The sequence below is a fragment of the Devosia sp. 919 genome, assembly GCF_013185965.1.
Lineage (GTDB): Bacteria > Pseudomonadota > Alphaproteobacteria > Rhizobiales > Devosiaceae > Devosia.
On sequence record NZ_JABAOL010000001.1, the window covers coordinates 3,396,383 to 3,415,177 of the forward strand.

The 18,795-nt window shown below is 65.1% G+C and carries 17 protein-coding genes; 7 read left to right on the forward strand and 10 right to left on the reverse strand.

The genetic code is table 11. The features are described 5' to 3' along the window. Positions 1-927 (reverse strand): Ku protein, encoded by a 927-nt coding sequence (locus HRQ64_RS16390; RefSeq protein ID WP_172124380.1) that lies wholly within the window; start codon positions 925-927, stop codon positions 1-3. A gap of 89 nt (positions 928-1,016) precedes the next feature. After that, positions 1,017-2,417: an amidohydrolase family protein gene (locus HRQ64_RS16395; RefSeq protein WP_172124382.1), complete on the reverse strand. Its 1,401-nt coding sequence runs from the start codon at positions 2,415-2,417 to the stop codon at positions 1,017-1,019. A 70-nt stretch (positions 2,418-2,487) separates the two neighbouring features. Here HRQ64_RS16395 and HRQ64_RS16400 point away from each other — a divergent pair, with 70 nt between their 5' ends. After that, positions 2,488-2,745, forward strand: coding sequence for a hypothetical protein (locus HRQ64_RS16400; protein ID WP_172124384.1), 258 nt, complete (start codon positions 2,488-2,490; stop codon positions 2,743-2,745). Between the two features lie 12 nt (positions 2,746-2,757). On the opposite strand, the gene denD is transcribed toward HRQ64_RS16400, so the two are convergent. From denD to HRQ64_RS16425, 5 genes are all read right to left on the reverse strand, one after another. Next, entirely contained in the window at positions 2,758-3,744 is a 987-nt protein-coding gene (denD, locus tag HRQ64_RS16405; RefSeq protein ID WP_172124386.1) for a D-erythronate dehydrogenase, read from the reverse strand. A gap of 86 nt (positions 3,745-3,830) precedes the next feature. After that, positions 3,831-4,586: a glucosamine-6-phosphate deaminase gene (locus tag HRQ64_RS16410; RefSeq protein ID WP_349236717.1), complete on the reverse strand. Its 756-nt coding sequence runs from the start codon at positions 4,584-4,586 to the stop codon at positions 3,831-3,833. Between the two features lie 109 nt (positions 4,587-4,695). Further along, entirely contained in the window at positions 4,696-6,507 is a 1,812-nt protein-coding gene (locus HRQ64_RS16415) for an ABC transporter ATP-binding protein (protein ID WP_172124388.1), read from the reverse strand. Positions 6,508-6,528: 21 nt separating this feature from the next. Beyond that, positions 6,529-7,974 (reverse strand): M81 family metallopeptidase, encoded by a 1,446-nt coding sequence (locus tag HRQ64_RS16420; protein ID WP_172124390.1) that lies wholly within the window; start codon positions 7,972-7,974, stop codon positions 6,529-6,531. Between the two features lie 14 nt (positions 7,975-7,988). Next, positions 7,989-9,110 (reverse strand): ROK family transcriptional regulator, encoded by a 1,122-nt coding sequence (locus tag HRQ64_RS16425; RefSeq protein ID WP_172124392.1) that lies wholly within the window; start codon positions 9,108-9,110, stop codon positions 7,989-7,991. 104 nt (positions 9,111-9,214) lie between these two features. Here HRQ64_RS16425 and HRQ64_RS16430 point away from each other — a divergent pair, with 104 nt between their 5' ends. From HRQ64_RS16430 to HRQ64_RS16455, 6 genes are read left to right on the forward strand one after another with little or no spacing between them, the layout of a single operon-like run. Next, positions 9,215-10,756, forward strand: coding sequence for an ABC transporter substrate-binding protein (locus HRQ64_RS16430; RefSeq protein ID WP_172124394.1), 1,542 nt, complete (start codon positions 9,215-9,217; stop codon positions 10,754-10,756). A gap of 57 nt (positions 10,757-10,813) precedes the next feature. After that, positions 10,814-11,734, forward strand: a complete 921-nt coding sequence (locus HRQ64_RS16435) for an ABC transporter permease (protein WP_127754138.1) — start codon at positions 10,814-10,816, stop codon at positions 11,732-11,734. Next, a complete protein-coding gene (locus tag HRQ64_RS16440) occupies positions 11,735-12,601 on the forward strand; it encodes an ABC transporter permease (protein ID WP_172124396.1) in 867 nt (288 codons plus the stop codon). It abuts the gene before it with no gap. Further along, a complete protein-coding gene (locus tag HRQ64_RS16445; protein ID WP_172124398.1) occupies positions 12,598-13,572 on the forward strand; it encodes an ROK family protein in 975 nt (324 codons plus the stop codon). The genes HRQ64_RS16440 and HRQ64_RS16445 overlap by 4 nt, the downstream gene beginning before the upstream one ends. 4 nt (positions 13,573-13,576) lie before the next feature. After that, positions 13,577-14,302, forward strand: a complete 726-nt coding sequence (locus HRQ64_RS16450; protein WP_172124400.1) for a copper homeostasis protein CutC — start codon at positions 13,577-13,579, stop codon at positions 14,300-14,302. Between the two features lie 11 nt (positions 14,303-14,313). Next, positions 14,314-15,741: an amidohydrolase gene (locus HRQ64_RS16455; protein WP_172124402.1), complete on the forward strand. Its 1,428-nt coding sequence runs from the start codon at positions 14,314-14,316 to the stop codon at positions 15,739-15,741. A 37-nt stretch (positions 15,742-15,778) separates the two neighbouring features. Here the strand turns inward: HRQ64_RS16455 and HRQ64_RS16460 are convergent, their stop codons facing one another. From HRQ64_RS16460 to HRQ64_RS16470, 3 genes are all read right to left on the reverse strand, one after another. Beyond that, a complete protein-coding gene (locus HRQ64_RS16460; protein WP_349236742.1) occupies positions 15,779-16,546 on the reverse strand; it encodes an aspartate dehydrogenase in 768 nt (255 codons plus the stop codon). A 91-nt stretch (positions 16,547-16,637) separates the two neighbouring features. After that, positions 16,638-16,988 (reverse strand): DUF2200 domain-containing protein, encoded by a 351-nt coding sequence (locus HRQ64_RS16465; protein ID WP_172124406.1) that lies wholly within the window; start codon positions 16,986-16,988, stop codon positions 16,638-16,640. Between the two features lie 61 nt (positions 16,989-17,049). Next, positions 17,050-18,672: an ABC-F family ATP-binding cassette domain-containing protein gene (locus tag HRQ64_RS16470; RefSeq protein ID WP_172124408.1), complete on the reverse strand. Its 1,623-nt coding sequence runs from the start codon at positions 18,670-18,672 to the stop codon at positions 17,050-17,052. Positions 18,673-18,795 lie beyond the last annotated feature (123 nt).

Genomic DNA, 18,795 nt, shown 5'->3' on the forward strand with positions numbered 1-18,795 from the left:
CTAGCCCGCCTTTTTGGCCGGCGCGCGTTTGGCAGGGGCACGCTTGGCGGGCGCCTTGCTCGAGGTAGAAGGCGCCTTGGGTGCCTTCGCCGCCGCCGCCCGCCGGGGAGCAGTCGGCTTGGCTTCAGGGGCCGGCGCCTGCTCGATCGAGCGTTTGAGCGAAGCCATCAAATCGATCACATTGCTGCTGCCCTTGATGGGCTCGGCCGGCTCCGCCTTGGGCTTGCTGCGCTTGGCATGCGTCTTGAGCTTGGCCGTGATCAGCTCCTTGACGCTATCCTCGTAATGATTGTGGAAGGCGGCGATATCGAATTTTTCGGTTTGCCGTTCCATCAGCGCCATCGCCATCTTGACGGCCGCCTCGTCGGCGGGCGCCGCGTCGATGCGGCCAAAGAACTCGCGCTCATCCTTGAGCTCTTCCTTATAGTGCAGCGTATTGAGCACCAGCCCCTCGCCGGAGGCCTGCAGCGCTGCCAGGTGCTCCTTGCCATTCATGGTGATCTGCCCGATCCCCACTTTCTGCCCTTGCTGCAACGCATCGCGGATCACCACATAGGCATCCTCGGCGAGGTCGTCCGCCGGCTGCACATAATAGGCCTTGCTGAAATAGACCGGATCGATTTCGCTCAGTTCAACGAACTGCGACAACTCGAGCGTGCGCTTGGTTTCGAGCTTGACCGCGTCGAGTTCGTCTTCGCTCAGCAGCACATGCTCGCCCTTTTCATATTCAAAACCCTTGATGATGGTTTCGGGCTCGACCGCGCCGATCCCGTCCACCACTTTTTCATAGTGGACCGGCTGCATCGTCGGCTGGTGGATCATTCGGAATCGGGTGCGTGCTTCGGTTTGGGCCGGATAAAGCTCGACGGCAATCGAGACCAGGGAGAGGCGGATCTGGCCCCTCCAGGCCGGGCGTGAAGCAGGCATGGCGGGTACTCTCGAATCACTAACAGGCCGACTCAATCCCGCGCCCGGTGATTCGTTCCGACTCCAAAAATGAATCTGCGCCCAATGGTTTAGGCGTGATTGCCGCCGCCCCAGGCACCCTCCCGCCAGCCCCGGTCGACGCGGCAAATCCCGTCCACCCAGACGCCAGCAACATTGCTGCGATTGGCCCCATAAACGATCTTTTCGAACACCGCCCCGGGCTCGGTTTGCCCGAAGAGGCGTATCCCGCCGTCCACCGCCCCGGTGTCGATGGCGAGCGCATCGAACCGGTAGCCCGCCGCAAACACCCCGATCGGCAAGTCGAGCGCTACCCCGCCCCCGGCCGTTGCCAGGTGAAACGCGGTGACAAGGTCGACCCGTCCACTGCCACGGCCGCGCTCGGCCGCGGACAGCGCCGGATCCACCCCTTCTTCGAGCATCCGCGACACCTGCACCGTTGTGCGGCACGCCTCCCACATCGATGCACTGGGCCCACCCGAAATATCGGTCCCCAGCCCCACATGCAGCTGCTTTTCGAGCGCCTGGCGCAGCGGAAAGACGCTGTTGGCGAAATAGATATTGGAGAGCGCGCAATGGGCCACCGCCGATCCCCGCTCGACCAGCAGGTCCATATCGTCCTCCGACAAGAACGGCGCATGCGCCACCACCGATCGCCGCCCCAACAGCCCGAACCGATCCAGCGCAGCAGCATCGCTGATTCCGAAGCGCTCAAAGGCATAGTGGTGCGCCCAGTCGCTTTCCGAGCAATGGGTCTGCACATGGCACTCGCATTCGCGCGCCAGCTGCCCCAGCCCCTCGAGCGCCGCATCGGTGCAGGAGGGTACAAAGCGCGGCGTTACCACCGGCAGCACCCGCCCCTCGCCATTGTCGGCATGCCCACGGATATAGTCGATCACCGCGCGGGTATCGCGCACCGCCGCTTCCGCACTCTCGTCGCGGTAATCGGGCGGGCACGCCGCCGGATCGTCCATCGCCACCTTGCCGATCAGCGCCCGCTGCCCCGCCGCGATGCACAGATCGGCCAGCACTTCCGTCGCCGCACGATCCTGCGTGGCGAAGTACAGCGCCGTGGTCGTCCCACCCGCGAGGAGGTCTGCCACCAGCACGCTATAGCGCTCGCGGGCAAAGTCGAGGTCGCGATACTGCGCCTCGAGCGGGAAGGTATATTTTTGCAGCCACACTTCCAGTGGCTCGTCGAGCGCCAATCCCAGCTGCGGATATTGCGGCGCATGCACATGCAGGTCGACCAGACCGGGCAAACCATAATGCGTATCCGGTAGTCGGATGACGCGCTCGCCCAGTTCGTTCAGAACCCGTTCACCTTCATGGCTCGACCGGGGCAAAACCGCGCTGATCACCCCCGCCTCGTCCACGCAAATCAGCGTATCGGCCAGCACGTCGAGCCGCTCCGGCACCGGCGCATGCAGGAAAGTCCCCAGTACCGCACCGCCCCGCACATCCGTTGTCATGACCTTCTTGCTCCTTTGCTGCCGCCCTCGGCCCCGCTATGCTGGCCCACCTTCTTGAGAACCTACACCCATGACCAACGACCTCGCCTTCCTCGATGCCGCGACCCTCGCCGCGCTCGATCGCTTCATCGACAAGACCGACGAGCCCCCCACTCCGCGCTTGTCCCGCGAGGAAGCGGTCAATGTCGTGGTCCAGGATTGGCTCATGGCCCAGGGCTATATGCCCATTCCCCAGGAGCCCGGCGAGACGGTGGAGACCAACGAGGCGGCGGTCCCGGCCGCCCATGTGCTGGACGACACCAAGACCACCTTTGGCGAAGAACCCTGATCGGACAGGCGGTTAGCCGAGCTTCGGCTTGCCGCCCATTTCGTCCTCGATGAACACCTGAACGATCTCGTCGAACGAGTTTTCGGCCCGGAAGCCCAGCGCCTTTGCCCGCTGCGGATCGAAATTGCGCGCCCAGCCGCTGACCATGCCGGCTACAGTCGGATCGGGCTCGCGGCGGATCAGCGCGACCGCCTCATCCCCCGCCACCCGTTGCAGCGCCGCTATTTCCTCGGCCACCGTGGCGCTCACGCCCGGCATGTTGAGCGAGCGCCGATTGCCCAAGGGCGCCGTATCCATGGTCGCGGCATGCAGCAGGAACCCCACCGCCGAACGTGGGCTCGCGAACCAGTGCCGCACATTCTCGTCCACCGGCAACACCGCTTCCTGCCCATTGAGCGGCTCGCGCAAGATTCCCGAAAAGAACCCGGACGCCGCCTTGTTGGGCTTGCCCGGCCGCACCACGATCGTGGGCAGGCGAATGCCCACGCCGTCGAGAAAGCCGCGCCGGGAATAATCGGCCAGCAGCAATTCGCAGATGGCCTTTTGCACGCCATAGCTCGTGAGCGGCGTCAGCATCTGCTCGTCCCCGATCACATCGGGGAAGGGCATGCCAAACACGGCAATCGAGGAGGTGAACACCACCCGCGGGCAGTAACCGCCACCCCCGCCCGCTAGCCGGATCGCCTCCAGCAGCGCCCGCGTGCCATCGAGATTGATGCGATAGCCCTTCTCGAAATCGGCTTCCGCTTCCCCCGAAACAATGGCGGCGAGGTGAAAGATCAGGTCCGGCCGGCCAGCAATCAGCTCTTCGGCCACCCCGGGGTCCGACAGGTCCGCTGCACGCAACTCCACCGCCAGCCCCTCGGGACGCGCCGGCGCGATCACATCCACCAGGGTCAGCTGCTCGATCGCCTGCTCGCCCACCTTGCCGGAGCGCACCAATTGCTCCGTCAGCTTGCGACCGACCATCCCCGCCGCGCCAATCACCAATACCCGCATGCCTAAGCCTCCTCCGATAAGAGGCTATTGGCTAACGGTATTGTGGCGCCCTGTCACGGCCTTCCTGCACCGGCTACCCGCCTGGGCTAGCCGCGCAGCTGGGCCGGCAACAGCGCCGCCGCCGCCTCGTCGCACACCAGGGTGACACGCGGATGGGTCTGCAGGAACGAGGCTGGGTTTTCGGGTCGCACGGCCCCGCTCATCGCATCGGCCAGCGCTTCGGCCTTGGCCGCGCCCGTTGCCAACAGGATGATCCGGCGCGAGTCGAGAATGGTGGCGATACCCATGGTCACCGCGTGGTGGGGCACCTCGGCGCCGGGCGGGAAATCGGTAGCATTAACCTCGCGGGTGCGCTGCGCCAGCTCGACGATCCGCGTGCGCGAATTCTGCGGCGAGCCGGGCTCGTTGAAGCCGATATGACCGTTGCGGCCAATGCCCAGCAGCTGCAGCTCGATCCCGCCGGCTGCCGTGATGGAGGCCTCATAGGCGGCCCCGGCCTCGGCCGAGTTGCCATCCGGCAGGTGCAGCTTGCTGGTATCAGCATCCACCAGGTCGAACAGGTGCCGGTGCATATAGGCGGCAAAGCTCGACGGATCGTCCGCTGCCAGCCCGCAATATTCATCGAGATTGAAGCTCGTCATCCCCGCAAAGGACAAACCTTCGTCGCGGTGCAGCCGCACGAGCTCACGATAAACCCCGATCATGGAATTGCCCGTGGCGAGGCCCAAAACGCTCGCCGGAGCCGCCCGCAGCTGCGCTCCGAGCTCCGCTGCAACACTGATCTCGGCTTCCTCCGCTGTCGGGAACACACGAATTTCCGGCATCGGGGTCGAACTGCTCACTGCATTGTCTCCAAAATCTGGTCGTCCCGCGCTTGGAAAGCCTTTCGCGCGGCAAATCAAGCTGGTTAGGCCAGCCGGAGAGGCAGACCCAACAAATTATTGGCCGTCCCTAGGCGACCTGCACCACATGACCCGGCGCCACTTCCTCGTAGCGCCGCTTGGGCGGCACAAAGCCGGCCGGACGAACCGGGCTGGGCAATTCGTCATTGGATACGGGCCGCCGCACTTGCCGGCGCGCCGGATCGGGCACCGGCACCGCCGCCATCAGCTTGCGGGTATAGGCGTGCTGGGGATTGGCAAAGATCGCCTGGCGCGGCCCGATCTCGACGATCTCGCCCAGATACATCACCGCCACGCGATGGCTCACCCGCTCCACCACCGCCATATCGTGCGAAATGAAGAGATAGGAGAGGTTCAGCCGCTCCTGCAGATCGAGCATCAAATTGATGACCTGCGCCTTGATCGACACATCAAGCGCCGACACCGCTTCATCGGCCACGATCACCTTGGGATCGAGCGTCAGTGCCCGGGCAATGCAGAGCCGCTGGCGCTGCCCGCCGGAAAACTCGTGGGGAAAGCGCTTGGCCATTTCGGGCGATAGCCCCACTTCCTCGAGCAGGTGCAGTGCCTTGTCGCGCGCCTCGGCCCGGGTGCCAAGCTTATGGGCGAGAAAGGGCTCCATCAGCGCTTCCCCGATCCGCATGCGCGGATTGAGGCTGGCAAACGGATCCTGGAAGATCATCTGCACGGTCTGGCGCAGCTCGCGCAGATTGTGACCGGAGAGGCTGAGGATATCGCGCCCTTCCACATCCACTTCCCCGCTGCGGGGTGTGGTCAGCCGGGTGATGGAGCGGCCGATCGTTGACTTGCCGCAGCCCGATTCCCCCACCAGCGAGAGGGTTTCGCCGGGATAAAGCTCAAAGCTCACATCCTCCACCGCATGCACCGCGCCCCCGGGTCCGCGCAGGAAGCGGCCGCTGAGATCATAGCGGGTAACGAGATTCTTGACCTTGAGGATCGGCGCCGTCCGGTCCACTTCCCGCGTGGTCGGAGCCGGCTCGCTGGCTGCGCCCGTTTGCGGGTCGATAATGGCGAAGCGGCGCGGCTTGGGCTCATCCTTCATCGCGCCCAGCTGGGGCACGGCGGCGAGCAGCGCGCGGGTATAGGGGTGCTGGGCGCCCCGGAACAGGTCAGCGGTGGCGCCGGTTTCCACCGCGTCGCCCCGATACATAACGACGGTGCGGTCGGCGATCTCGGCCACCACACCCATATCGTGCGTGATGAAGAGCACCGACATGCCCTCTTCTTCCTGCAGCGCCTTGATCAGGTCGAGGATCTGCCCCTGGATGGTCACATCGAGCGCGGTGGTCGGCTCATCGGCGATCAGCAACTTGGGGCGGCTCGCGAGCGCCATGGCGATCATCACGCGCTGCCGCATCCCGCCCGAAAACTGGTGCGGATATTCCTTGAGGCGCCCGGCGGCATTGGGAATGCGCACCCGCTCGAGCAGGCGAATGGTTTCCGCCCGCGCTTCGGCCGCGCTCATGGGATTGTGGCAGGTCAGGGCTTCGGCGATCTGCCGCCCCACCGTGAACACCGGGTTGAGCGACGTCATCGGCTCCTGGAAGATCATCGAGATCTCGTTGCCGCGCACCCGCCGCATCTCTTCTTCGCTCAATGACAGCAGCGAGCGGCCATTGAGCAGGATTTCGCCCTCGATCCGGCTGCTGCCCGGGGGCAGCAACCGCATCACCGACAGCGAGGTCACGCTCTTGCCCGACCCCGACTCCCCGACAATGGCCACGGTTTCCCCGGGCATGACGTCAAAGGACACATTGCGCACAACGCTGTTCCACTCCCCGCCAGTGCGGAAGGAGGTGGAGAGGTTGCGAACGGACAGGACGGGCGCAGGCGTGGTCATGGGCAAATAGCTCCGAATTGCTTAGCGCTGGGCGCGCTCGGCGCGGGCGGAAGGCACGGCTTCCGGCACGAACGAGAAATCCTTATCGAACGGATAGGTCGGGTGCGGCTTGTGGTTGCGCTCGAGGCGCTCCACGAACTGGTCCACCACCCCCGGCGACAGGGCCATCAAATTGGGATTGGCGATCGGGCTCAACTCGGGCGAGAGATAACCCGATTTGACCACCACGATCTTGGCCGCCACGGGATCAAGCCCGAGTTTGGTGAAATCAGCGATATAGTGGAAGGGCCGCCGGCGCGCGGTCAGCACCAGCTCGATCCCACCGATCCGCACCACCGCTTCGCGCAGCCGCTCCTGCTCGACTTCGAGCAGATTGACCACTTCGACTTCCGTCTCAACCGGCGTGCTCGACACATCAAGGCTCGCCCCGATGCGAAGATGCAGCTTGGCGCCGATGCCCGCCGCATAGGCGGCATCGGTCGCCGCCTTGTCGGTGATCCCGGCAAACACTACGCCTTGGGCGTTGCGTTCGATCAGCGCCGCCAGCACTTCGGCGCGATCGCCGACACCGCCGCCGGTGGGGTTGTCCCCCGCCTCGGCCAGCACCACCGGCGCCGTGGGCGAACTCACCGCCCAGTCGACGCATTCATCGATGCTGCCGGTCTTGGGGCCGAAGCGGAACTCTTCGCGCACTTCCCAATAGTCCTGCGCCAGATGCTTGGCCGCTTCTTCCATTGCGGGGCGATTGACGCCCGTCACCACCGCGCAGGCCGTAGCGCGCGGCTCGTCGGCCCAGACATAGCCGACCTGGAACGAGGCATCCCAGATGCCCGTCGGGTCTTCCACGGCCTGCATCTGCGCATAAAAGGTCTTGGCGGGCTCGTCCTGCGTGCTGGTCCGCTCGCCCGGCAGCAGCACCGGCACTGGCGCCCAAACGATATGCGGCCGCTCGCCGCTCGACAGCGCGCGCACCAGCATGGTCACCGCCCGGCGCATCGTGTCGGCCACGTCGATATGGGGCGCAGTGCGATAGGTCGAGAACATGTCGAGGCTGTCGATGATGCGCTGGCTGATATTGCCATGCAGGTCATAGCTCGCCGAAATCAGTACATCTGGGCCCACCAGCTCGCGCACCGCACTGATCAGGTCGCCCTCGGCATCCTGCAGGCCCTCGACAAACATCGCGCCATGCATGGCGAGGTACACCCCATCGAGCGGCAGCGCCGCGCGGATGCCCTCGAGGATCTCAGCCTTCCAGGTCGCATAGATCGCCCCTTCCACCGGGCCGCCCGCGATGGCGCGGGCATGCAGCACGGTGATGAACTCAGCCGGGAAATGGGTCAGGAACTCGAAATAGCCGTCCTTGATCATCGAAGGCCCGCGCAGCACGCGGAAATCGGCCTCGCGCGCCAGAACGGGATTATATGTGCTACATTCGACATGCAGACCGGCAACGGCAATGCGCATGCATCTTCCTTCCATTAAATAAGACCATTCAAGAAGCTTTCGGCCACCACGCTCGCGGCGCCCCGGCTCCACACATCATTGTCCACCCGCTCGGTGCGGATGGGGGTGCGGCCCGACAGGCGCGGCAGCACATTGGCTTCGATGGCCTGCTGCATCACCGTGGCAAACAGCCCCGAAAAGCTCTTTTCTTGATGCGCGATCAGGATCATCTGCGGATCGTTGATCTGGATCACGGTGGCGATCGCCAGCCCCAGCGCCGAGCCCGCGCGATGCAGGATCCGGATCGCCGCCGATGAGCCGTTAGTCGCCTCGTGCTCGAGTTCGCTCAGCGAGGAAATCTGCAGCCCCTCCTCGCGCGCCAGTTCGGCTAGCGCATTGAGCGAGGCAACGGTGTCGAGGCACCCAACCTTGCCGCAGCGGCAGGGCCGCCCCTGCAACTCGATCGTGCAATGGGCAATTTCCCCCGCCCCGCCATGCGCTCCGCGATAAAGCCGACCATGGATGAAATGGGCCGAGCCGATCCCGCCGCCCAGCGAAATCACGCTGAAATTGTTGAACTCGCGCGCTTCCCCGAAATGCTTTTCGCTGATCGCCAGCGCCTTGGCGTCGTTCTCGACAAAGGTGGGCACCCCGACGCGCTTGCCGATCAGCTGCGCCAGCGGCACATCCTGCCAGCCCAGGAGCGTCGACTTGATGCAGCGCGCCTGCTCTTCATCCACGAGGCCCGACAGCGCCACCCCGATCCCGGCCAGCCGCTCGCGCGCGATCCCATCGATCAACCCCGGCACCGCGGCCGCGACATTATCGGCGAATTGCTCGGGGTCGGGATCGAACTGCAGCGCTGCCCGGGCAAAGATATTGCCCTTGAGATCGGTCAGCGCGATCTGCGCGGGCCGGCTCAACAGCGAGATGCCGATGAAATAAGCCCCATCCGCCCGCAGGTCGAGCAGCACGGCCGGCCGCCCCTGGCGCTGCACGCTCGTGGTTTCCTCCACCAGCGCGCCCTCGATCAGCTCGCGTGTGAGCCCGCTCATCGCCGCCTTGCTGAGCGCGAGTTGGCTGCCCAGCTCCGCCCGGGTAAGCGGACCCGAGGAATTCAGGCTGCGCAGAATGCGATGGTGCGTGGGTGTGAGCAAATGAACCTCTATCCCTTGACACTAAGTCCTATGAGTGAACTACTCAAGCCAGGTTAGTTCACCCACTAACAAAACTTTCACAGGTCGATCTCGGAGCGCGTTGGATGAAGTTTGTGCCTACTACCCGCAGCCTCATGGCTCGCATTGCCCTTGCCGGCGTGCTTGCCTTTACCCCCAGCCTCGCCATGGCGGACGTTCTCAACGTCATGCAGAGCGAAGCCCCCCGCTCCATGGATCCGGGCGATCAAAGCGCGACCTTCACCAATGCGCTGCTCCGCCCGATGTTCGAAGGGCTGACCGATCGCGACGCCAACCAGCAGATCGTGCCCAAGCTCGCCACCGAATGGACTTCGGACGAAGCGGGCCTTGTCTGGACCTTCAAGCTGCGCGAAGGCGTTGTCTTCCATGACGGCACCCCCTTCAACGCCGAAGCTGCCGCCTACAACTTCAACCGCCACCTCGATACCGAGCGCGGCCTTGCCGCCAGCGGCCGTCTGCGCACCTTCATGGCAGGCGTGCGCGCCGTTGATGAATACACCCTCGAGATCACCCTCAAGTCGCCCTACCCGGCCTTTCTGGCCCTCCTGACCACCCAGGCCGGCTGGCAGGTCAGCCCGGCTGCCGACGAAGCCGGCAATCTCGGCTCCTCCTCGGTCGGCACCGGCCCTTATCGCCTCGCCGAATACCGCTCGGGCGATTATGTCCTGCAGGAAAAGTTCGCTGACTACTGGGGCGACAAGGAAGCTGGCGAAGACCAGATCCGCTGGACCTGGTCGAGCGAAACCTCCGTGCTCAACATGGCGCTCCAGACCGGCGACGCCGACATCATCAACCCCGTTCCGGCCGCCTTTGCCCGCCAGATCGAGGGCAATCCCGAGCTCTCGCTCAATGTCTCGGACGGCTCGGCCGTGTTCTGGGTCGCGCTCAACACCGAGTCCGAGCCCCTCAACGACGTGCGCGTCCGCCAGGCGCTGAACTTTGCCACCGACAAGAACGGTCTCGTCCAGGCGATCATGGCCGGCTACGCCATCCCCGCCACCTCCCCCCTCGCCAGCATCACGCCCGGCTTTGATCCTTCGCTTAACCCCTATCCGCTCGACCTCGAGCGTGCCAAGGCGCTCCTTGCCGAAGCCGGCGTTGCCGATGGTTTTGAGATCGATGTCGTGGTCCAGGAACCCGAAGCGCGCATCGGCGAAGTGCTCCAGGCCATGTGGGCGCCGCTGGGCGTCAAGCTCAACGTGCAGCGCATGGAAAGCGGCGTCTGGTCCCAGGCCGCCTTTGGCGATGTTGCCCAGAAGGCCGACCAGAATGTCGACGCCGTGATCGCGTCATGGTCTTCGGGCGTCAACGGCGCTGACCTGCAGCTGCGCCCGCTCTACCACTCCTCGAGCTTCTCGCCCGGCGGCGCCAATCTCGGCTTCTTCAAGAACGACGACTTCGACGCCCTGCTCGACAAGGCTGCTGCCACCACCGACGAAGCGGCCCGCAACGAAGTCTATGTGGAAGCCCAAAAGCTCATCAATGACGAGGCGCCTCACGTCCTCCTCTATGTGAACCAGGACCTCTATGCGACCCGCGACGGCGTGTCGGGCGCCTGGATGGTGCCGGGTGGTTTCGTGCGCGTCGAAACCGCGACCAAGGACTAACAACCGTCTCCGGCCGGGCGAGCATTTCACTCGCCCGGCCCTTGCCTCGAGAGCCCAATGCAATCCTATTTCCTGCGCAAGCTGGCATCCTTGCCGCTGATCCTGATCGGCGTGTCGCTGCTGGTGTTTATCGCCATCCGCGCCCTGCCGGGCGAGCCCGCCCGCGTGCTGGCCGGGCCTGAAGCCACCCAGGAAGCGGTGGACGCCATGACCGTCAGGCTGGGGCTCGATCGCTCCATCCCCGAGCAATATCTGCTGTTTGCCACCAATGCGCTGCAGGGTAATTTCGGCAATTCCATCCGCTCCAATCTCCCCGTGGTGCAGGAAATCGCCGACCGCCTGCCCTATACGCTGTCCCTTGCCGCGCTCGCCTATCTGCTGGCGGTAGCCGTGGGCGTTCCCGCCGGCATGGCCGGCGCCATGAACCGCAACCGCTGGCCCGATTACCTCGTGATGATCCTGGCTATTGGCGGCGCCTCCATTGCCAATTTCTGGCTGGCGCTGATGGCGATGAACTATTTTTCCGTCGAGCTCGGCTGGCTGCCCCTGCTCGGCGCCACCTCCTGGCAAAGCTATATCCTGCCCGCCGTCACCCTTGCCGTTTTGCCCACCGCCGTGATCGCCCGCATGACGCGCTCGAGCATGATCGAGGTGCTGGGCCAGGATTATGTCCGCACCGCCCGCGCCAAGGGCCTGCCGGCGCGCCAGGTCTATTGGAGCCATGCCCTGCGCAATGCGCTCATTCCTATCGTCACCATTGTGGGGCTCAATTTCGGCAGTCTCATCGGCGGCGCCGTGGTCACCGAGTCCGTGTTCAACTGGCCTGGCCTCGGGCGCCTGATGGTCGATTCCGTGCGCTACCGCGATTACCCGGTGATCCAGGGCGTGGCGCTCGTTGCCGTGTTCGGCGTCGTGATCGTCAATTTCCTCGCCGAAATGCTGATCGCTGTCCTCAATCCCAGAATAAGGTTCGAATAGATGTCCGCTCCCATGACATCACCGGCTCGTCGCCCCAACGGGACGGCGCGGGCCTTGAGCTGGATTGCCGGCAACGCCAACCTCGTGATCGGCGGGGTCCTTGTGGGCCTTATCGTCGTTGCCGCCATCTTCGCGCCCTGGATCGCCCCGGCTGATCCTTATGCGCAGAACCTGCTCTCGACCCTCCTGCCTCCCTCTTGGGAGCATCCCTTCGGCACCGATGACAATGGCCGCGATATCTTTGCGCGCGTCATCTATGGCGCCCGCATCACCCTGCTTGAAGTGGTGCTCGCCGTCGCGCTTGCCGTTTGCACTGGCGTCCCCCTCGGCATCATTGCCGGCATGGGCGGTCGCGTGCTCGATCAGACCATCATGTGGATCATGGACGTGCTCTTTGCTTTTCCCGGCATTGTGCTCGCCATCCTCATCGTCAGTGTGCTCGGGCCCAGCCTCATCAACCTGTTGATCGCCATCGCCATCTTTTCCGTACCGGTTTACGCCCGCCTCAGCCGCAATCTGACGCTTGGGCTGAAGCGCATGGAGTTCATCGAGGCGGCCCAGGCCCTTGGCATCCCGCAGCACCGCATTCTGGTGCACTACATTCTGCGCAATGCCATCGGCCCCATCATCGTGCAATCAACGCTCACAGCCGGCACCGTGATCCTGTCGGCCGCGAGCCTGTCCTTTCTCGGCCTTGGTGCCCAGCCGCCAACGCCTGAATGGGGCGCCATGATGAGCGTTGGCCGCAACTATCTGGGCGTCAACATCTACATGTCGCTGTTCCCGGGCCTCGCGATCATGCTGACCGTTCTGGGCTTCAACATCCTCGGCGATGGCCTGCGCGACCTGCTGGATCCGCGCAAATGAGCACACCAACAAGCGTCTTCCTGCGCGATCCGGCTGCGCCAGCCACTGCGCTTTGCGCCGATATCGGTGGCTCCTTCATCAAGTTCGGCCAGGCCTTCGGGCCCGGCCAGGTGCAGCGGGTCGACGAAGTGCCAACGCCGGCCGACAACTGGCCCGCCCTCGTAGAGGCCCTCACCGGGCTCTCCACGCGTTGGAACGGCCCGGGCGCCGCGGTGCCCTTGGCCATATCGACTACTGGGCTCTTTGATCACCGTAACGGCACCGTCAATGCCGCCAATATCCCTGCTTTCAAGGGCCATGACGTAGCGGGCGAGCTTGCCGCCGCCCTGGCCCGTCCGGTCGTGATCGCCAACGACGCCGATACCTTTGCGCTGGCCGAAGCCAATCTCGGCATCGGCCGCGGCCATGACGTGGTGTTTTGCGCTATTCTTGGCACCGGCGTCGGCGGCGCCCTCGTGGTTGATGGCCGCACCGTGCGCGGGCATCGCGGCGTCACCGGCGAATGGGGCCACGGCCCCATCACCCAGACCCGGCTGACCCTCCGTTCGGGGGAAACCCTAACCATCCCCCGCTTTGCCTGCGGTTGCGGCCAGATCGGCTGCACCGACACGATCGGGGGCGCGCGCGGCATCGAACGGCTGCATTCCCATTTGCACGGTCAAGAACAGACCAGCCACGAAATCCTCGACGGTTGGGAAGCCGGCGACGCGGCTGCCGCCCGCACTGTCGAAGTCTACCTGGCGCTGCTGAGCGAACCTCTGGCCTTTGCCGTCAACATCACCGGCGCTTCGGTGGTGCCCGTTGGCGGGGGCCTTGCCGCCCGCACCGCGCTGATCGCGGCGCTCGACGCACAGGTGCGCACCCGCACCCTCAACAGCTTTGCCGAACCGCTGGTCCGTCCGGGTCAGTTCCTCGACAACGGCGGGCTGGTCGGCATGTCGGTGCTGGTCCAACAAACCCCAAGGGCTTGAATCCATGATCCTCGAAGTTTGCGTCGATAGTCCCCGCGGCCTGCATAGCGCGGTCGAGGCGGGTGCCGATCGCATCGAACTCTGCTCCGCCCTGGCGCTCGGCGGCCTATCACCCAATCCGGGTCTGGTTGCGCTCGCGAGCAAGGCGGCGGTTCCGGTCTACGCCATGGTGCGCCCCCGCCCCGGCGATTTCATCTTCGATGCCGCGGACGAAGCCGCCATGCTGGCCGAGATCGACCAGCTGCGCGCCCACGGCATTGCCGGCGTTGTGCTCGGCGCCAACCGCCCCGATGGCACGCTCGATGCCGACCTGCTGGCGCGTCTCATCGCCCGGGCGCAGGGCATGGGCACGACGCTGCACCGCGCCTTTGACCTGACGCCGGATCAACCGGCAGCGCTGGAAACGGCAATCGAGCTGGGCTTTGAGCGTGTCCTGACCTCGGGCGGCCAGCGCTCGGTGCTCGATGCGGCCCCCACCATTGCCCAGTTGCTGGCGCAGGCCAGCGGCCGCATCACCGTCATGCCCGGCGGTGGCATCAAGCCGGCCAATGTCGAGCAGATGCTGGCCGTGCCTGGCATCACCGAGATCCACGCCTCCTGCCGCAGCCCGCTCGGGCTCGATCCGCAATCGCTGCCCGTCCAGTTCGGCTTCCAGCCCGCCGACGAAGGCGAAACCGACCCAGTGCTTGTGGAGCGCATGCGCGCCATTCTTTCCCAACACTCGGCCTGAGGAACCACAAAATGAAAAACACCCAAGCCATCTGGGACCTGGTCGACCAGCACCGCGCTTCCTTTGTCACGTTGGCCGACACCGTCTGGGCAACGCCCGAAACCTGCTACATGGAAACGCGCTCCGCCGCGGCCCATGAAGCGGCGCTGCGCGAGCACGGCTTTTCGGTTCGCACGGGCCTGGCCGATATCCCCACCTCCGTTGTCGGTGAAGCCGGCAACGGCGGCCCGGTGATCGCCTTCCTCGGCGAATTCGACGCCCTGCCCGGCCTCAGCCAGGAAGCGGGCAATGCCACCCACACGCCCCTCCAGGCTGGCGGCAACGGCCATGGCTGTGGCCACAATCTGCTCGGAGCTGGCAGCCTGCTCGCTGCCCGCGCCCTCAAGGATTATCTGGAAGCCAACAACCTGCCCGGCCGCGTCCGTTACTACGGCTGCCCCGCCGAAGAAGGCGGTGGCGCCAAGGCCTTCATGGTCCGCGCCGGCCTCTTCGACGATGTCGATATCGCCATCACCTGGCACCCCGGCATTTTCGCCGAAGTGACCCGCCGCTCGAGCCTGGCCAACACGCGCATTGATTTCACCTTCACCGGCCGCGCCGCGCACGCCTCTTCCGCCCCGCACCTCGGGCGCAGCGCCCTTGATGCGGTGGAGCTGACCAATGTCGGCTGCAACTATCTGCGCGAGCATGTCCCGACCGACACGCGCATGCACTATGCCATTCTCGATGCCGGTGGCATTGCCCCTAATGTGGTGCAGGCCCGCGCGAAGGTGCGCTATTCCGTGCGCTCCTCCACCGTCGAAAGCATGCTCGATGTGCTCGCGCGCGTTCAGGATGTCGCTCGCGGCGCCGCGCTGATGACCGGCACCAGCGTTGAGATCAAGATCATCAGCTCGGTGGCCAATCTCATCAACAACGCGCCCCTGCAGAACGCCATGTCCGCCGCTCTCGCCGAACTGGGCCCGCCCCAGTTCAGTGCCGAGGACGAACGCTTCGCCCGCGCCATCCAGGCGACCCTCTCGCCCGAGCATATCCGCCATGATTACGAGCGCTATGCCATGCCCCCGCGCGACGACAAGGCGCTGGCCGATTTCCTGATCCCCGCCGATATCGCCGTCCCCACCGCCGGCGTCGCCTCGACCGATCTGGCCGATGTGAGCTGGGTCGTGCCCACGGTCCAGCTTGACGGCGCCAATTTCGCCATTGGCACCCCGTTCCACTCCTGGCAGCTGGTCGCCCAGGGCAAGAGTGCTGCCGCCCACAATGGCATGATCCACGCCGCCAAGGTCATGGCCGCGACCGCCGTCAAGGCCCTGGAAGACGCCTCCCTGCGCGAGGCCGCTGCGGTCGCTCTCAGCCAGGTCGCCGGCCGTGCCCGCTACAAGACGGCGATCCCCGAAGGCGCCCTGCCCCCTATCGCCGACATGACCGCCAGCTGATCACAACAAAAAGCCCCGGCAAACCCGGGGCTTTTCTTTATCCGATCGGCGAGGCCGCAAAAAACTCCCGCACCGCCGCTTCCACGCTTAGCGCTGCCAGCCACGAGGTGCGCGGATTGTCCGGCAGCGCCGCATTCTCGAGCGCGATCTCGAACTGCCCGAACGCCCCCCGCGCCAGCACCTCGTGCCGGTTGCCCCCCGCTGCCGGGTCCGCCACCAGCCGCACCTGCGTTGCCTCAAATCCCAGCCCGCTCAGCGCCACCGCCGCACACACATTGGCGTTCTTGGGAAACAGCCGCGCTGCCTCCGCCGCCGTGCCGCTGAAGAACTCCGCCGCTTCCGTAATCGAGCCGAGCGCCACCAGCGTCTCGGCATGGCTGCCCGCCCAGGCCTGCGGTGGCTTGGTGCCGCAATAAACCACCGCGTCGAGCCCCGCCAGTCGCGCCGCCCGCAGCACATCGAGCCCGCCGATCGCCCCCGGCACCAGCGTCAGCCGTCCGGCAGCCGTGACGCTCCCCGCCACCCGCGTTCTGAGCTCGGGATCCGCCAACGCCCCCACGGACGCCACCACCACCGGCACCCCGGCCTTGAGCAAAGCCGGCACATGCCGCGCCACCGCCTCGTGCCCGGCACATTCCACCACCAGCGACGGCCCCCAGCCGATCAGCTGCTCGACCGTGCTGAACACCTCCAAATTGCCCGCTTCGGCCGGGCTGCGCACCAGTGCCGCCCCTACCGCCAGCCCATCGCCCCGCGCTTCCAGCGCCCCGATCAGGCTGCGGGCCATTGCCCCCAGCCCAATCACCGCAATCCTGCTCTGATCCGCCCCCAAACACCCAACTCCGCCTGCTGCCTAATGCAGCGGGCATAGCTGTCCCCGCCCCCTCGGGCAACCGTCAGCTGCGCAGGATCTTTTCCATCGGTCGCCCCTTGGCCAGTTCATCGACCAGTTTGTCGAGATAGCGGATCTCGCGCATCGTGGCCTCCTCGATCTCCTCCACCCGCACACCGCAAACAACGCCCCGGATCAGCGCCCGATCCGGGTTCATCTGCGGCGCCTGGGCAAAGAAATCCTCGAAATTGGTGCCCGCTGCCAGCACACCCGCAAGGCTCGCTTCATCATGCCCGGTCAACCAGCAGATGATGCGATCCACCTCCGCCTTGCTGCGCCCCTTGCGCTCCGCCTTGGCGACATAGGCCGGATAAACGCTGGCGAAGCGCATCCCATAGATCCGATGCCCCGGCATGGCTGCCCCTCCCCGAGCTGCACTCCCCCGAGGCCAACCATAACCCAGATCGGGCCATCGGTCAGCTGCGGAGCCCCGGCGCCTCCTGGCCGGTGCTTTGCACATATTCGGTATAGCCCCCGCCATAAACATGCACACCCTCGGGCGTCAGCTCCAGCACCCGGTTGGACAGCGCCGCGAGGAAATGCCGGTCGTGCGACACGAACAGCATCGTGCCCTCATATTGGCTGAGCGCGGTGATCAGCATCTCCTTGGTGGCGATGTCGAGATGGTTGGTGGGCTCGTCGAGCACGAGGAAGTTCGGGGGATCGAACAGCATCATCCCCATCACGAGCCGCGCCTTTTCCCCGCCCGACAGCACCCGGCACTTCTTGTCGATCTCGTCGCCCGAAAACCCGAACGCTCCCGCCAGCGCGCGAAGGGGCGCCTGCCCCGCCTGAGGAAACGAGCTTTCCAGCTGCTGGAACACGGTCAGATCGCCATCGAGTACATCCATGGCATGCTGGGCAAAATAGGCCATCTTGACCGATGGCCCGCGCGACACCGTGCCCTCGTCCGGCTCGGTCGTGCCGGTCACGAGCTTGAGGAGGGTCGATTTACCCGCGCCATTGACCCCCATGATGCACCAGCGCTCCTTGCGCCGCACATGAAAGTCGAGCCCGTCATAGATCGAGCGGCTGCCATAGCTCTTGCTCACGCCTTTGAGCAGCGCCACGTCCTCGCCCGAGCGGGGCGCGGGGCGGAACTCGAAATCCACCGTCTGGCGCCGCTTGGGCGGCTCGACCCGGTCGATCTTGTCGAGCTTTTTCACCCGGCTCTGCACCTGCGCGGCGTGGCTGGCGCGCGCCTTGAAACGGGCGATGAAATCGAGCTCCTTGGCCAGCATCGCCTGCTGGCGCTCGAATTGCGCCTGCTGGTTCTTTTCGGCAATGGCGCGCTGCTGCTGATAAAACTCGTAATTACCCGAATAGGTGGTGAGCCCGCCCGCATCGATCTCGACGATCTTGGTGCAGATGCGGTTCATGAATTCGCGGTCGTGCGAGGTCATGAACAGCGCGCCCTGATAGTTCTGCAGAAACGCTTCCAGCCAGATCAGCGATTCCAGGTCGAGGTGGTTGCTTGGCTCGTCGAGCAGCAGCGCATCGGGGCGCATCAACAGGATACGCGCCAGCGCCACGCGCATCTTCCAGCCGCCCGACAGCTTTCCGACATCGCCGTCCATCATCTCCTGGGAAAAACCCAGCCCATCGAGCACTTCGCGCGCCCGTCCATCGAGCGAATAGCCGTCCAGTTCCTCGAACTGGTGCTGCACTTCGCCATAGCGCTCGATAATGGCGTCCATCTCGTCGGCCTTGTCGGGGTCGCCCATATCAGCTTCGAGCGCCCGCATCTCGCTGATCAGCGCACTGACCGGCCCAGCGCCGTCCATCACTTCGGACACGACGCTGCGCCCGCTCATCTCGCCCACATCCTGGCTGAAATAACCAATGGTGATGCCGCGATCCGCCGAAACCTGGCCCTCGTCGGGCTGCTCCTCGCCGGTGATCAGGCGGAACAGCGTGGTCTTGCCGGCGCCATTGGGGCCAACCAGTCCCACTTTTTCGCCCTTCAACAAGCTGGCCGAGGCATCGATAAAGACGATCTGCTTGCCGTTTTGCTTGCCGATATTGTCGAGGCGGATCATGCGCTGTGGTGTCCAAACTAATCCGCCGCCATGAATGGCGGCGGTGAAAAATCTTTGGCACCGATTACAGCAGATTGGCGCGCCCCGAAAGCCACCCCGGCCATGGCACGTTGCCGCTCCGCC